We start from the raw sequence: 12,853 nt of genomic DNA, 5'->3' as shown, positions 1-12,853 counted from the left end.
CTAGCGGGTGACGGGCAGGCCGAGGGCGGTGGCGGCGATGATGTCGCGCTGGACCTCGTTGGCGCCGCCGCCGAAGGTGAGGATCAGCGACGACCGGTAGAGCCGCTCGACCCGGCCGCGCAAGGGGGCGCCGGGTGAGCCCTGCCGGAGGATCGCGCCGGCCCCGAGGACCTCCATCAACAGCCGGTAGGACTCGATCGCCGTCTCCGTGCCGAACACCTTCGACGCGGACGCCTCGGCCGGTCCGAGTTCGCCGTGGGCGGCGGCCCAGGCGATCTTCCAGTTCCGGAGCTTGAGGTATTCGGCGTTGGTGTGGACCCGCGCGAGGTGCAGGCGGACCCATTCGGCGTCGACGACCAGGCCGCCGTCAGGCAGTTTCGTCGTCTGCGCCCACGCGCGGACCTCGGCGAGCGCGGACTGGACCGGCGCGGCCGAAGTCAGCGCGACGCGTTCGTGGTTGAGCTGGTTGGTGATCAGCGGCCAGCCCGCGTTCTCGTCGGCGATCCGGGAGGTCACGGGCACGCGGACGTCGTCGTAGTAGGTCGCGCTGGTGCCGGGGCCGGCCACGGTGCGCACCTTGGTCCAGGAGAATCCGTCGGCCGAAGTCGGCACGATCAGCATCGACAGCCCTTTGTGCTTGCGCGCGTCCGGGTCGGTGCGGACGGCGAGCCAGACGTAGTCGGCGTATTCGATCAAGCTCGTCCACATCTTCTGGCCGTTGACCACGTAGTCGTCGCCGTCGCGGATCGCGCGGGTGCGCAGCGACGCGAGATCCGTGCCCGCCCCGGGCTCGGAGTAGCCGATCGAGAAGTGCAGCTCGCCCGCGGCGATCTTGGGCAGGTAGAACGCCTTCTGTTCCTCGGTTCCGAACCGCATGATGGTCGGCCCGATCGTGTTCACCGTCAGGAACGGGACGGGCACGCCCGCGGCGGCGGCTTCGTCGGTGAAGACGAGCTGGTCGAGCGTCGACCTGGCTTGGCCGCCGTGCTCGGTGGGCCAGCCGATCGCGAGCCAGCCGTCGCGCCCCAGCTCACGGACGATCTCCTTGTACACCGTGCCGTCCCCGTATTCGCCGCCCGCGCCGGCGAGCGCCTCACGACGTTCCGGGGTCATCAACCTGGCGAAGTAGGTGCGCAGTTCCTCGCGGAGCGCCTGCTGTTCCGGCGTGTAGTCGATCCGCATCCGCGACCTCCCGTGTCATAGAACTCGTTCTAGTTGTAGCAGGCTCTGCCGGGATAGCAAAAGGCTAGGCCCGCTCATCTGGGCCTTGTTAAGAACGAGAACAGATTCTAGTCTTGCCCTGACAACGAGGTCGAGCCCCAGTGAGGAGGCAGTCGGTGTGAGAGTGAACCGCCTGGACGGCCGGACCGCGATCGTCACTGGCGCCGCGGCGGGCCTCGGCCGCGCCGAGGCCCTCGCGTTGTCCGGAGCGGGAGCGGCCCTGGTCGTCAACGACGTCGCGGACACCGCATCGGTCGTGAGCGAGATCGAAGCGGCCGGCGGCAAAGCGCTCGCCGTGGCCGGGGACGTGTCGGAGCGCTCCATAGCCGATGCGCTCATAGCCGCCGCTGTCGAGCATTTCGGCGGGCTCGACATCCTCGTCAACAACGCCGGCGTTCTGCGGGACAAGATGCTGTTCGGGATGTCCGACGAAGACTGGGACCTCGTGCTGAAGGTCCACCTGCGCGGGCATTTCCTGCTTTCGCGCGGCGCGGCGGCCTACTGGCGAAACAACGCCAAGGCGACTGGCGCGCCGGTGTACGGACGGGTGGTCAACACCGCGTCCGAGGCGTTCCTGATCGGCTCGCCCGGCCAACCCAACTACGCCGCCGCGAAGGCGGGCATCGCCGCCCTGACCGTTTCCACCGCCCGAGGCCTTGCGCGATACGGCGTGCGAGCCAACGCGATCTGCCCGCGCGCCAGGACAGCGATGACCGAGGACGTCTTCGGCGACGCACCGGCCGAAGGCGTCGACCCGCTGTCCGTTGGTCACGTCGCGCCGTTCGTCACGTTCCTCGCTTCGCCGGCCGCGGAAGCGATCAACGGCCAGGTGTTCGTCGTCCACGGCGGCATGGTCGCGCTCCTGCGGCCTCCGTCGGTCGAACGGCGATTCGACACCGTCAACGGCTTTTGGACAGCGGAAGAACTCGAAACGGGTGTCGGCGCGTACTTCGCCGGACGCGATCCGCAAAGCATGTTCGCCAGCCAGGAAATCCTTTCCCTCCCTTAAGTGTCGCGTGATAGGAGAGTCATGACACGCACTGTGCGAGTGGGACGGCTGGCCGGGAAGGTCGCGCTGATCACCGGTGCCGCGCGCGGCCAGGGCGAAGCCGCCGTGCGGGCGTTCGTCGGCGAGGGCGCGCGGGTGATGATCGCGGACATCGACGACGCCGGCGGCGAGCAGCTTTCCGCCGAACTCGGTGACGCCGTGGTGTACCAGCATCTCGACGTTTCCGACGAAGACGACTGGGCGGCCGCGGTCAAGCAGGTCGGGGAGACGTTCGGCCGACTCGACGTGCTGGTCAACAATGCCGGGATCCTGTTTTTCGCCGAACTCGCCCACACCGCGCTCGCCGACTACGAGCGCGTCATCCGGGTAAACCAGATTGGTACGTTTCTTGGGATGCGTTCGGTCGTTGAACCCTTGTCCGCCGCCGGTGGCGGGTCGATCGTCAATGTGTCCTCTGTGGAGGGTCTGGCCGCCATGCCGTACCTCGTCGCCTACACCGCGAGCAAGTTCGCGATCCGCGGGATGACCAAGGTCGCCGCGCTGGAGCTGGGCGCGCGCGGCATCCGGGTGAACTCGGTGCACCCGGGCATGATCGACACGAAGATGGTCTCCGACGCCGTGGGCGGGCACGACGTCGATCTGTCGCCGGCCGGGAAGAAGGTCGCGCTCGGCCGAGTCGGGCGGCCGGAGGAGATCGCGCAGCTGGTCGTGTTCCTCGCCAGCGACGACAGCTCGTACTGCACCGGAGCGGAATTCGTCGCCGACGGAGGTGCCACGGCCACCCACGCCCTCAAGTTCTGAAGGCTCACTGCCGAAGGGTAGTTAGTGAACACCGCTAACGGAACGCGGTTGTGAGGTATGCGTAAGACTCGGTCGGGGTACTGGGGGCGAAACGACGCGGAGGTGTGGTGGCCGGCGAGGAGAGCGGATCGTTCCGAATCCCGGGAATCGCCGCACTGACCCAGGTGGGCAGGCTGTCGACGCTTGCCTGGGAGGTCTTGCGGGCGATCTTCAAACGCCCCTTCCAGGTCCGCGAATGGATCCAGCAGTCGTGGTTCTTCGCGAGTGTGACGATCCTGCCGACGGCGCTGGTGGCGATCCCGTTCGGCGCGGTCATCGCGCTGCAGCTGGGTTCGCTGACCGAGCAGATCGGCGCGCAGTCGTTCACCGGTGCGGCCAGCGCGCTCGCGATCGTGCAGCAGGCCGCGCCGCTGATCACGGCGTTGCTGGTGGCCGGTGCGGGCGGAAGCGCCGTTTGCGCGGACATCGGCGCCCGCAAGATCCGCGAAGAGATCGACGCGATGGAAGTGCTCGGCGTCAATCCCATCCAGCGGCTCATCGTGCCCAGGGTGCTCGCCGCGATCGTGGTTTCGGTGCTGCTCAACGGCTTGGTCAGCGTGGTCGGGGTGCTCGGCGGGTACTTCTTCAACGTCGTCATGCAGGGCGGCACCCCGGGCGCGTACCTCGCCAGCTTCAACGCTCTAGCCCAGCTGCCGGACCTGTGGGTCAGTGAGATCAAGGCCCTGCTGTACGGCTTCGTCGCGGGGGTGGTCGCGGCGTTCCGCGGGCTCAACCCGGCCGGCGGGCCGAAGGGCGTCGGCGACGCGGTCAACCAGGCCGTGGTGATCACGTTCCTGCTGCTGTTCCTGATCAACGTCGTGCTGACGGCGATCTACCTGCAGATCGTCCCGGCCAAGGCGCTGTAATGACTGCACTAGCCGAGGACCAGGAGCCCGTCCAGTCCATCGACCGGACGCTGGAGATCATCGCGCGTCCGGGGGCGAGTCTCGAGGGTCTCGGCGAGCAGCTCTGGTTCTACGCGCGTGCGCTCGCCTGGGCACCGCGGACCATGCGCCGCTACGGCAAGGAAGTGCTGCGCCTGCTGACCGAGGTCATCTTCGGCAGCGGTGGCCTGGCCGTCATCGGCGGCACGCTCGGCGTGATGATCGGGATGACGTTGTTCACCGGGCTGATCGTCGGTCTGCAGGGGTACGCGGCGCTGAACCAGCTCGGCACGGCGGCGCTGACCGGGTTCATCTCGGCCTACTTCAACACCCGTGAGGTCGCGCCGCTCTCGGCCGGGTTGGCGCTTTCGGCGACCGTCGGCTGCGGGTTCACCGCGCAGCTCGGCGCGATGCGCATCTCCGAGGAGATCGACGCGCTCGAGGTGATGGCCATCCCGAGCCTGCCGTACCTGGTGACAACCCGCGTCATCGCCGGAGTGGCCGCGGTCATCCCGCTCTACGCCGTGGGGCTGCTGTCTTCGTACCTGGCGTCACGCGAGATCACGATCTTCCTGTACGGGCAGTCGGCCGGCACCTACGACCACTACTTCAACCTGTTCCTGCCGCCCGAAGACGTGCTCTGGTCGTTCCTGAAGGTGCTCATCTTCAGCGTTCTCGTGATCCTTTCGCACTGCTATTACGGCTATACGGCCGAAGGCGGTCCCGCCGGGGTCGGCGTGGCGGTGGGCCGCGCGGTGCGGACGTCGATCGTGCTGATCTCGGTACTCGACTTCTTCCTCAGCCTCGCCATCTGGGGCGCGACCACGACGGTGAGGATCTCCGGATGAACCGGCGGATCCTGCTGCGGCGCCTGCGTTTCCAGCTGCTCGGGCTGGTGTTCCTGGTCGTCGCGGCGCTGTTTTTCGTGACTACTGTCGCGATCTACAACAAGGACTTCACCCCGGTCACTCAGGTGCGCCTGGAGACCGACCACGTCGGCAACCAGATGCGCAAGGGCGCCGACGTCAAGGTCCGCGGGGTGCTCGTCGGCGAGGTGCGGTCGATCGAGGTCGACGGTGACCACGCGGCGCTCGACCTCGCGCTCGATCCGGACAAGATCGACGTCATCCCCGCCAACGTCTCCGCCCGCCTGCTGCCGAAGACGCTTTTCGGTGAGCGGTACGTCGCCCTGCAGATCCCGCCGGACCCGTCCGCCGCCCACATCGCCGCCGGGGACGTCATCGGACAGGACCGCAGCAGCAGCGCGATCGAGCTGGAGAAGGTGCTCGACGACGTCATGCCGCTGCTTCAGGCCGTCCAGCCGCAGAAGCTGTCGAGCACGCTGAACGCGGTGTCGACAGCCTTGAACGGGCGCGGCACGCAGCTTGGCCAGACCCTCGCGCGGCTCTCGGACTACCTCGGCAAGCTCGACCCGTCGCTGCCGGACGTCAAGGCCGACATCACCGGGCTCGCGAACGTTTCGGACACCTACACCAAGGCCGCGCCGGATCTGCTGGACGCGCTCGCGGACCTGACGACCACGAGCAAGACGTTGGTGGACAAGAAACAGGGGCTCGCCGACCTGTACTCGTCGGTGTCCACCGCGTCGGTCGACCTCACCAGCTTCCTGGCGGTCAACGAGAACAACCTGATCGGGCTCACCACCGACGTCCAACCCACGCTCGACGTCCTCGCCAAGTACGCGCCGGAATACCCCTGCCTGCTCCAGCAGCTCGCGGCCTCGGTTCCCGCAGCCGAACTGGCGTTCGGCAAGGGCACAGCGCATCCCGACGTCAGCCGCGTGACCATCGAGTTCACCTCCAGCCGCGGTAAGTACCTGCCCGGGGTCGACGAGCCGAAGTACGACGACAAACGCGGTCCGCGGTGTTATCCGCAGGTGCCCAAGCCAGGCACCTGGCCGCAGTATCCGCCGGACGGCGCGATCAAGGACGGGTCGACCAAGCCCGCGCCGCCGCGTTCGCCCGACGGAACTTTGCCCGGCCCGATCGCTTCGGGCAGCGGCTCGACGGGCGGCGCGCCGTCGCTGGTGAACTCGCCGGGTGAGCAGCAGCTGATCAACCTGCTGACCGCGCCGGCACTCGGGGTGGCGCCGTCGGACGTGCCGAACTGGAGCAGCCTGCTCGTCGGACCGCTCTACCGCGGCGCGGAGGTGGACCTCAAATGAGCAAAACCCTGCCTTCGCTGATCAAGATCCTCATCTTCGCCGTGGTCACCATCGTGCTCACCGGGTTGCTCGGCGCGACGATCGCGAACACGAACTTCGGCACGACCTCGGGCTACACCGCGCGTTTCACCGACGCGTCCGGGCTGAAGGTCGGCGACGACGTCCGGATCGTCGGGGTCAAGGTCGGTCAGGTTTCGGCGATCTCGGTGGCGGAGGTGGCGGGCGACACTGACGCGACGCTCGCCGACGTGCGGTTCGACGTCGAGTCGCAGTACAAGCTGCCGGAGTCGGTCACCGCGACGATCAAGTACCGCAACCTCGTCGGTCAGCGCTATCTCTCGCTCGGAACCGATGTCGGCGACAGCAAGACGCTGCCCGGAGGCGGCACGATCCCGCCGAACCACACGCAGCCGGCGCTCAACTTGACCGTGCTGTTCAACGGGTTCAAGCCGCTCTTCCAAGCGCTCAACCCTGACGACGTCAACAAGCTGTCCTACGAGATCATCCAGGTCTTCCAAGGTGAAGGCGGCACGATCTCGAGCCTGCTCGACCACACCGCGTCGCTCACGTCGGCGATCGCGGGCAAGGACCAGGTGATCGGCCGGGTCATCGACAACCTCAACTCGGTGCTCGGCACGGTCAACAGCCGCGCCCCGGAGCTGTCGGGCTTGATCGACCAGACCCAGCAGCTGGTGACCGGGCTCGCGCAGGAACGCAAACCCATCGGCGACGCCGTGTCCGCGCTCGGTGACCTGGCCACCACGACGTCCGGGCTGCTCGCGGACGCGCGGCCGGCGCTCAAGGATGACATCGGCCAGCTCGGGGCGCTCTCGTCGAACCTCGACGACTCCCAGCAGCTGATCGATCACCTGCTTCAAGTGCTTCCGGGCAACCTGCAGAAGTTCACCAGGACCCTGAGCTACGGCAGTTGGTTCAACTACTACCTCTGCGGGATCACCGGCCGGATCGGCATCTCCTCGCTCAACATCGAGGTGCCGATCGTTCCCTTGCCCACCACCCGGCAACCTGCGAGGTGCGGGCCATGAAGCGTCTCAAAGACCGCAACCAGGCGGCTGTCGGCGGGGTGACCCTGGTGCTCATCCTGCTGGCCGTGCTGACCGCGTACTACTCCAACGACCTGCCGCTGTTCGGCAACGGTACGGCGTACTCGGCGTACTTCGCCGAGTCGGCCGGGCTGGCCGCGGACAACGAGGTCGAGGTCGCCGGGGTCAAGGTCGGGCAGGTCACCAGTGTTTCGCTGGCGGGCAAGAAGGTGCTGGTCAAGTTCCGGGTGAAGAACGTCCGCGTCGGCGACGCGACCACGGCGTCGATCGAGATCAAGACGCTGCTGGGCGAGAAGTACCTTTCGCTGGTGCCGAAGGGCGCCGGCACGCAGGAGCCGGACAACGCGATCCCGGTGCAGCGCACTACCACGCCGTTCGAGCTGCAGGACGCGTTCCAGCAGCTGTCGACCACGGTCGGTGACATCAACACCCAGCAGCTCGCCCAGAGCTTCACCGTGCTCTCCGACAGCTTGAAGGACAGCCCGCAGTACATGAAGGACGCGCTGAACGGCTTGTCGTCGCTGTCCAAAACCGTCTCGTCCCGCGACGAACAGCTGCGGAACCTGCTGGCCAACACCAGCGGGGTGTCGAAAACGCTCGCCGCCCGTGACACCCAGCTCCAGAAGGTGATCAGCGACGGGAACCTGCTGCTCGGGGAGTTGCAGAACCGCAAGGACGCGATCAGCACGCTGCTGAAGGGTGCGCAGCAGTTGTCCGCGCAACTGACCGGACTGGTCTCGGATAACCGCCAGCAGCTCAAACCGACTTTGGAGAAGCTCGGGCAGGTGACCGATGTGTTGCAGCGTAACCAGGACAACCTCGAACGCAGCCTGCAGCTGATGGCGCCGTTCGCGCGTGTCGGCGCCAACGCGACCGGCAACGGCCGCTGGTTCGAAGGCTACTTGTGCGGGCTGCTGCCGCCGTCGATCACCGCGCTGGGGCTGCAGATCAACCCCGAGGGCTGCACGCCGCCCATCGCGGCGCCGAACCAGGGGGTGGGCGGGAATTGAGCATGCAGACTCGAACGGGACGCAGTGTCGCCACGTGGGTGGCGTTCACGTGTGTGGTGGCTTTGGTGCTCACCGGCGCGCTGTACTTCGTGTTCCACGAGGACAAGAGCACCAAGCTCAGCGCGTACTTCGGCAAGACCGTCGGTCTCTACGCCGGTTCGTCCGTGCGGGTGCTGGGCGTCAAGGTCGGTGAGGTGACGTCGGTCCAGCCGCAGGGCGCCGCCGTGCGGGTCGATCTGACCGTCGACGAGGGCGTCCAGATCCCGGCGGACGCGGGCGCGGTCGTCGTCGCGCCGAGCCTGGTCAGCGACCGGTACGTGCAACTGACCCCGGCCTACGACGTCGGCCCGGTGATGGCGACCGGCACCGTCATCCCGCAGTCGCGCACGGCGACCCCGGTCGAGCTCGACGATCTCTACAGCAGCCTGGACAAGCTCTCGACCAGCCTCGGGCCCGACGGCGCGAACAAGAACGGCGCGCTGTCCGGCGTGCTCGACACCGCGGCGGCGAACCTCGACGGCAACGGCAAGAACATCAACAACACCATCACGCAGCTGTCGGATCTGGCCAAGACGCTCGACGGTTCCAAGGACGACCTCTTCGCCACGGTTACCAACCTCAACACCTTCACCAAGGCCCTCGCCGACAGCGACGCCGAGCTCAACGAGTTCTACGGCCGCGCGGCCGACGTCGGCAAGTTCCTGGCGGCGGATTCCGGAGACGTCGGCGCGGCGCTGTCGTCGCTCGCGAGCTCGCTCGGTGAGGTCAAGGATTTCGTCGCGGAGAACAAGGACCTCCTCGCGTCCAATGTGGACAAGCTGGCCGGGATCACGAAGGTGCTGGTGGACCAGCGGTCGTCGCTCGCGGAGGTGCTCGACGTCGCGCCGGTCGGGGCGACGAACTTCATCAACTCCTACGACGCCGCGTCCGGCACGATCGCCGTGCGGGACAACCTCAATGAGATCACCAACCCGCCGATCCTGACCGTCTGCCGCCTGATCAGCGCGTTCACCCCCAAACAGGTCCCCGCGACCCTGGCCGACATCTGCAAGCAGCTGGCGCCGGTGCTCGCCGGGGCGTTGAAACTGCCGTCGATTCCGCAGACGATTTCCTCGCTGCAGCAAGGACAGCTGCCGCCGTTGCCGCTGCCATTGGTGAACGTGCTGAGCCAGCTCACGGGCGGTGGGAAATGAGTTCCCAACGGCGCCTCGCCGGTGTACTCGCCGGTGTCATGTTGCTCGCGGCCTGCAGCGGGAGCGGGTTTTCGGGACTGTACAACACTCCACTACCGGGTGGCGCCGACGTCGGCAACCATCCGATCCGGCTCACCGCGCAGTTCTCGGACGTCCTCGACCTGGTGCCGCAGGCGAGTGTCAAGGTCAACGACGTCGCCGTGGGCCGGGTGGACAAGATCGATCTGGCGCCGGACACCCACTCCGCGCTGGTGACCGTGCTCGTCAACGGGGACGTCGTGCTGCCCGCGAACGCGGACGCCGGCCTGCGCCAATCCAGTCTGCTCGGCGAAAAGTACATCGAGCTTGAGCAGCCGGTGGGCACGCCGCCGACCGGGCGGCTCGCGACCGGCGCGAACATCCCGCTGGCGAGGACCAGCCGCAACCCCGAGGTCGAAGAAGTGCTCGGCGCGTTGTCGCTGCTGCTCAACGGTGGCGGGGTTGAGCAACTGCGGAATATCAGCCGCGAACTCAACAACGCGTTGTCCGGCAACGAAGCCGACGTGCGCGCGCTGCTGTCGCATGTGGACCGGATCGCCACCGAACTGGACGGGCAGAAGGGTGAGATCCTCCGTGCGATCGACGGGCTCGACAAGCTGTCCGGCACGCTCGTCAAGCAGACCGGGAATCTCACGACCGCGCTCGACGGGCTCGCGCCGGGGCTGAAGGTGCTGACCGATCAGCGTGACCAGCTCGTCGCGATGTTGCAGGCGCTGACGAAGCTTTCCGGGGTCGCGGTGGACACGGTGAACAAGAGCCGCGACCAGCTCGTCGCGAACCTGACAGCGTTGCGGCCGACGCTGCACAAACTCGTCGAGGCGGGCCAGAACCTGCCGAACGCGCTGCAGATCCTGCTGACCTACCCGTTACCCGACTACGCCGGGAATGTGATCAAAGGCGACTACGCGAACGTCGACGCGACCGTGGACCTCGACCTGGACACGTTGCTGCAGAACCTGAACAACTCCTCGCAGCCGATCATCTCGCTGCCGAAGGGACCCGGCACGCCGGGCGGGATCGGCCTGACCAACGGGTCGGCGCCGCCGATCCTGCCCCTGCCGACCACGGCCACGGCACCTGACCCGCAGACCCCGGCGACGGGCGGCTTGCTCGGCACCGTCGGCGGGATTCTGGGCACGCTGCTGGGAGGTGGCAAGTGATCACTCGCAAGCACCGCGTCCAGCTGCTGCTGTTTGTACTGATCGCGGTCCTGTCGGTGGGCTACGCCGGCGGGAAGTACGCGGGGCTGGACAGGTTGTTCGGCGCGCGCGGTTACGTCGTGACGGTGAACCTGACCGAGTCAGGCGGCATCTTCGTCAACGCCGAGGTCGACTACCGAGGCGTCGCGGTCGGCCGGGTGCGCTCGATGACCGTCACCAAGAGCGGCGTCGACGTCGGGCTCGACATCGATTCCAACGCCCCGAAAATCCCGGCGGCCACGAACGCGGCGGTGTCCGACCGGTCGGCGGTGGGTGAGCAGTTCGTGGACCTGTTGCCGCAGAACGAGAACGGCCCGTACCTGCACGACGGTTCGGTGATCGACGCCGGCAAGACGTCGCTCCCGCTGTCCCCGGACACCGTGCTCGGCAACCTCGACAAGCTCGTGTCCAGCGTGCACCCGCAGTCGCTGCAGACCGTCGTCGACGAGGCCTACGACGCGTTCGCAGGCTCGGGGCCCGCGCTCGGGCAGCTGCTGGACAGCACGCAGTCATTGACGTCGACGGCGACGCAGTTCTTGCCGCAGACCACGGGACTTCTCGCCGACGCGCGCGTCGTGCTCGACACCCAGCAGCGGCAGTCGGACAATATCAGGTCGTTGTCGGCCGGGCTGAAGACGATCGCGGCGCAGCTGAAGACGTCGGATCCGGATCTGCGTCAGGTCATCGACGAGGCGCCGCAGCTGAGCCGCCAGGTCACCGACGTGCTCGCGACCTCGGGTTCGGACCTCGGGATCGTGCTGGCCAACCTGTTGACCACCGCGCAGATCACCTCCGTGCGGACCGACTCGATCGAAGAGCTGCTCGTGGCGTACCCGATCATCTCGGCGTTCGCGCCGACGACGTCGCCTGATGGAACCGGGCATCTGGGGCTGGTGCTGAACTTCTTCGACCCGGCGTCGTGCACGAAGGGTTACGAGGGCACGAAAGAGCGTCCGGCCAACGACCTCACCGAGGCGCCGGTCAACCTCAACGCGTACTGCGCGGAGCCGCCGGGCAGCCAGACAGGCGTCCGAGGCGCGCAAAACGCGCCGTACGCGGGAAAGCCGCCGGCGATCCCGGTTTCGGCGCCCGCTCCGGCGACCGAGAGGCAGAGCCTTCCGGGCGTGTTGGACCTGCCTTCGGGCGGGCCGCAGGCGGGCAGTGTCGGCAAGTTGCTGGGGCTGCCGGGGTGACCGGGACAGCGCGCAGGGGACTGGTCGTCGCCGCGGTGGTTTCGGTGCTCCTGGCGGCCTGGTTCGGCTGGTCGTGGTGGAGCGCGGCGCACGACGACGGCCTGGCAGTGGCCCGGGACCGTGACGGATTGCTGTCGGCTGCCGGGAACGCACTGGTCGTGCTCTACACGATCGACTACCGCACCGGCCCGCAGGACGTGGACCGCTGGCTCCAGGTGACGACCGGGCAGCTGGGCAAGGACCTCGGCGGTGACCGCCAGAGCCAGCTCGACCGCGCGAACACCACGAAGACCGTGGCCACCGCGACACTTGACCAGGCCGCCGTGACGCAGTTGAACTCCGCTGCCGGCACCGCGGAGCTGATCGCCGTGCTCACTGTCCGCGTCAGCACCGGTGGCGGCGCGCCCGCGTCGAAACTGAGCCGGCTCACCGTCGAGACCAACCGGACGGTCGACGGCTGGAAGGTCAGCGCGGTCCAGGCGGGTACGGCATGAGCCCGCGCGTGGATCTCGTGTCGGTGCTGACAGGGGTGGTCGTGCTCGCGCTCGGCTGCTCGGTGTGGTTCGGATTCCAAGCGCACGCGCTGACTTCGGGTGACCCGACGGCCAACGCGGCACTGGTCGACACGGCCACCACCGGCGAGGTCACCGACCAGGTCGGCGCCGCGGTGAAGGCCGTTTTTTCCTACGACTACAGCGATCTGGCCCGCACCGAACGCGCCGCCGCCGACGTACTCGTCGACTCGGCCGCCACGACGTACCACGCGAGTCTCGCCGCGGCCGAAAAGCAGTCGACGTCGGAAAAACTCGTGCGGACGACCACCATCCGGTCGATCGGCGTCCGCGAGCTGAGCGGGGATCAGGCAACCGTGCTGCTGTTCCTCGACCAGCAGACCTTGCACACCGTCGGCAACCAGCACGACTCGACCGGCGCGCAACTCCTCGTCACCGCGAAACGCGTCGACGGCCGCTGGAAACTCGCCACTCTGATCCCCCTCTGACCCGCGAGTCCCACGT

13 protein-coding genes are annotated in these 12,853 nt (G+C 67.6%); 12 read left to right on the top strand and 1 reads right to left on the bottom strand.

The window, feature by feature from the left end:
* Window positions 1–1,182, bottom strand: a complete 1,182-nt coding sequence (locus JWQ81_RS07395; RefSeq protein ID WP_297538927.1) for an acyl-CoA dehydrogenase family protein — start codon at window positions 1,180–1,182, stop codon at window positions 1–3.
* A 157-nt stretch (window positions 1,183–1,339) separates the two neighbouring features.
* On the opposite strand from JWQ81_RS07395, the gene JWQ81_RS07390 reads away from it, so the two are divergent.
* The 12 genes from JWQ81_RS07390 (at window position 1,340) to JWQ81_RS07335 (ending at window position 12,837) form a co-directional block, all read left to right on the top strand.
* Complete coding sequence (locus JWQ81_RS07390) at window positions 1,340–2,230, top strand: 3-oxoacyl-ACP reductase (protein ID WP_297538925.1); 891 nt, start codon at window positions 1,340–1,342, stop codon at window positions 2,228–2,230.
* 21 nt (window positions 2,231–2,251) lie between these two features.
* A complete protein-coding gene (locus JWQ81_RS07385; RefSeq protein ID WP_297538923.1) occupies window positions 2,252–3,031 on the top strand; it encodes a glucose 1-dehydrogenase in 780 nt (259 codons plus the stop codon).
* A gap of 107 nt (window positions 3,032–3,138) precedes the next feature.
* Window positions 3,139–3,936, top strand: coding sequence for an ABC transporter permease (locus JWQ81_RS07380; RefSeq protein WP_297538921.1), 798 nt, complete (start codon window positions 3,139–3,141; stop codon window positions 3,934–3,936).
* Window positions 3,936–4,802 (top strand): ABC transporter permease, encoded by an 867-nt coding sequence (locus tag JWQ81_RS07375; protein ID WP_297538919.1) that lies wholly within the window; start codon window positions 3,936–3,938, stop codon window positions 4,800–4,802. The genes JWQ81_RS07380 and JWQ81_RS07375 overlap by 1 nt, the downstream gene beginning before the upstream one ends.
* Window positions 4,799–6,139 (top strand): MCE family protein, encoded by a 1,341-nt coding sequence (locus tag JWQ81_RS07370; protein ID WP_297538917.1) that lies wholly within the window; start codon window positions 4,799–4,801, stop codon window positions 6,137–6,139. Before JWQ81_RS07375 ends, JWQ81_RS07370 begins: the two co-directional genes overlap by 4 nt.
* Window positions 6,136–7,185, top strand: coding sequence for an MlaD family protein (locus tag JWQ81_RS07365; protein WP_297538915.1), 1,050 nt, complete (start codon window positions 6,136–6,138; stop codon window positions 7,183–7,185). Before JWQ81_RS07370 ends, JWQ81_RS07365 begins: the two co-directional genes overlap by 4 nt.
* A complete protein-coding gene (locus tag JWQ81_RS07360) occupies window positions 7,182–8,213 on the top strand; it encodes an MCE family protein (protein WP_297538913.1) in 1,032 nt (343 codons plus the stop codon). The genes JWQ81_RS07365 and JWQ81_RS07360 overlap by 4 nt, the downstream gene beginning before the upstream one ends.
* Complete coding sequence (locus tag JWQ81_RS07355) at window positions 8,210–9,406, top strand: MCE family protein (RefSeq protein ID WP_297538911.1); 1,197 nt, start codon at window positions 8,210–8,212, stop codon at window positions 9,404–9,406. Before JWQ81_RS07360 ends, JWQ81_RS07355 begins: the two co-directional genes overlap by 4 nt.
* Complete coding sequence (locus JWQ81_RS07350) at window positions 9,403–10,605, top strand: MCE family protein (protein WP_297538909.1); 1,203 nt, start codon at window positions 9,403–9,405, stop codon at window positions 10,603–10,605. The genes JWQ81_RS07355 and JWQ81_RS07350 overlap by 4 nt, the downstream gene beginning before the upstream one ends.
* A complete protein-coding gene (locus tag JWQ81_RS07345; protein ID WP_297538907.1) occupies window positions 10,602–11,837 on the top strand; it encodes an MlaD family protein in 1,236 nt (411 codons plus the stop codon). Before JWQ81_RS07350 ends, JWQ81_RS07345 begins: the two co-directional genes overlap by 4 nt.
* Window positions 11,834–12,331: a hypothetical protein gene (locus JWQ81_RS07340; RefSeq protein WP_297538905.1), complete on the top strand. Its 498-nt coding sequence runs from the start codon at window positions 11,834–11,836 to the stop codon at window positions 12,329–12,331. The genes JWQ81_RS07345 and JWQ81_RS07340 overlap by 4 nt, the downstream gene beginning before the upstream one ends.
* Window positions 12,328–12,837, top strand: a complete 510-nt coding sequence (locus JWQ81_RS07335) for a hypothetical protein (protein ID WP_297538903.1) — start codon at window positions 12,328–12,330, stop codon at window positions 12,835–12,837. The genes JWQ81_RS07340 and JWQ81_RS07335 overlap by 4 nt, the downstream gene beginning before the upstream one ends.
* The last annotated feature ends 16 nt before the right edge of the window (window positions 12,838–12,853 follow it).

This window comes from Amycolatopsis sp. (assembly GCF_025464955.1).
Lineage (GTDB): Bacteria > Actinomycetota > Actinomycetes > Mycobacteriales > Pseudonocardiaceae > Amycolatopsis.
Note: the sequence above shows the minus strand (reverse complement) of the source record. Positions and strands in the feature narration are given on the sequence as shown.

What these genes read in the sequence shown, in the direction of transcription:
- JWQ81_RS07395 (WP_297538927.1), bottom strand. Translation starts at nt 1,182, where the DNA reads ATGCGGATCGACTACACGCCGGAACAGCAGGCGCTCCGCGAGGAACTG.
- JWQ81_RS07385 (WP_297538923.1), top strand. Translation starts at nt 2,252, where the DNA reads ATGACACGCACTGTGCGAGTGGGACGGCTGGCCGGGAAGGTCGCGCTG.
- JWQ81_RS07375 (WP_297538919.1), top strand. Translation starts at nt 3,936, where the DNA reads ATGACTGCACTAGCCGAGGACCAGGAGCCCGTCCAGTCCATCGACCGG.
- JWQ81_RS07370 (WP_297538917.1), top strand. Translation starts at nt 4,799, where the DNA reads ATGAACCGGCGGATCCTGCTGCGGCGCCTGCGTTTCCAGCTGCTCGGG.
- JWQ81_RS07365 (WP_297538915.1), top strand. Translation starts at nt 6,136, where the DNA reads ATGAGCAAAACCCTGCCTTCGCTGATCAAGATCCTCATCTTCGCCGTG.
- JWQ81_RS07360 (WP_297538913.1), top strand. Translation starts at nt 7,182, where the DNA reads ATGAAGCGTCTCAAAGACCGCAACCAGGCGGCTGTCGGCGGGGTGACC.
- JWQ81_RS07350 (WP_297538909.1), top strand. Translation starts at nt 9,403, where the DNA reads ATGAGTTCCCAACGGCGCCTCGCCGGTGTACTCGCCGGTGTCATGTTG.
- JWQ81_RS07335 (WP_297538903.1), top strand. Translation starts at nt 12,328, where the DNA reads ATGAGCCCGCGCGTGGATCTCGTGTCGGTGCTGACAGGGGTGGTCGTG.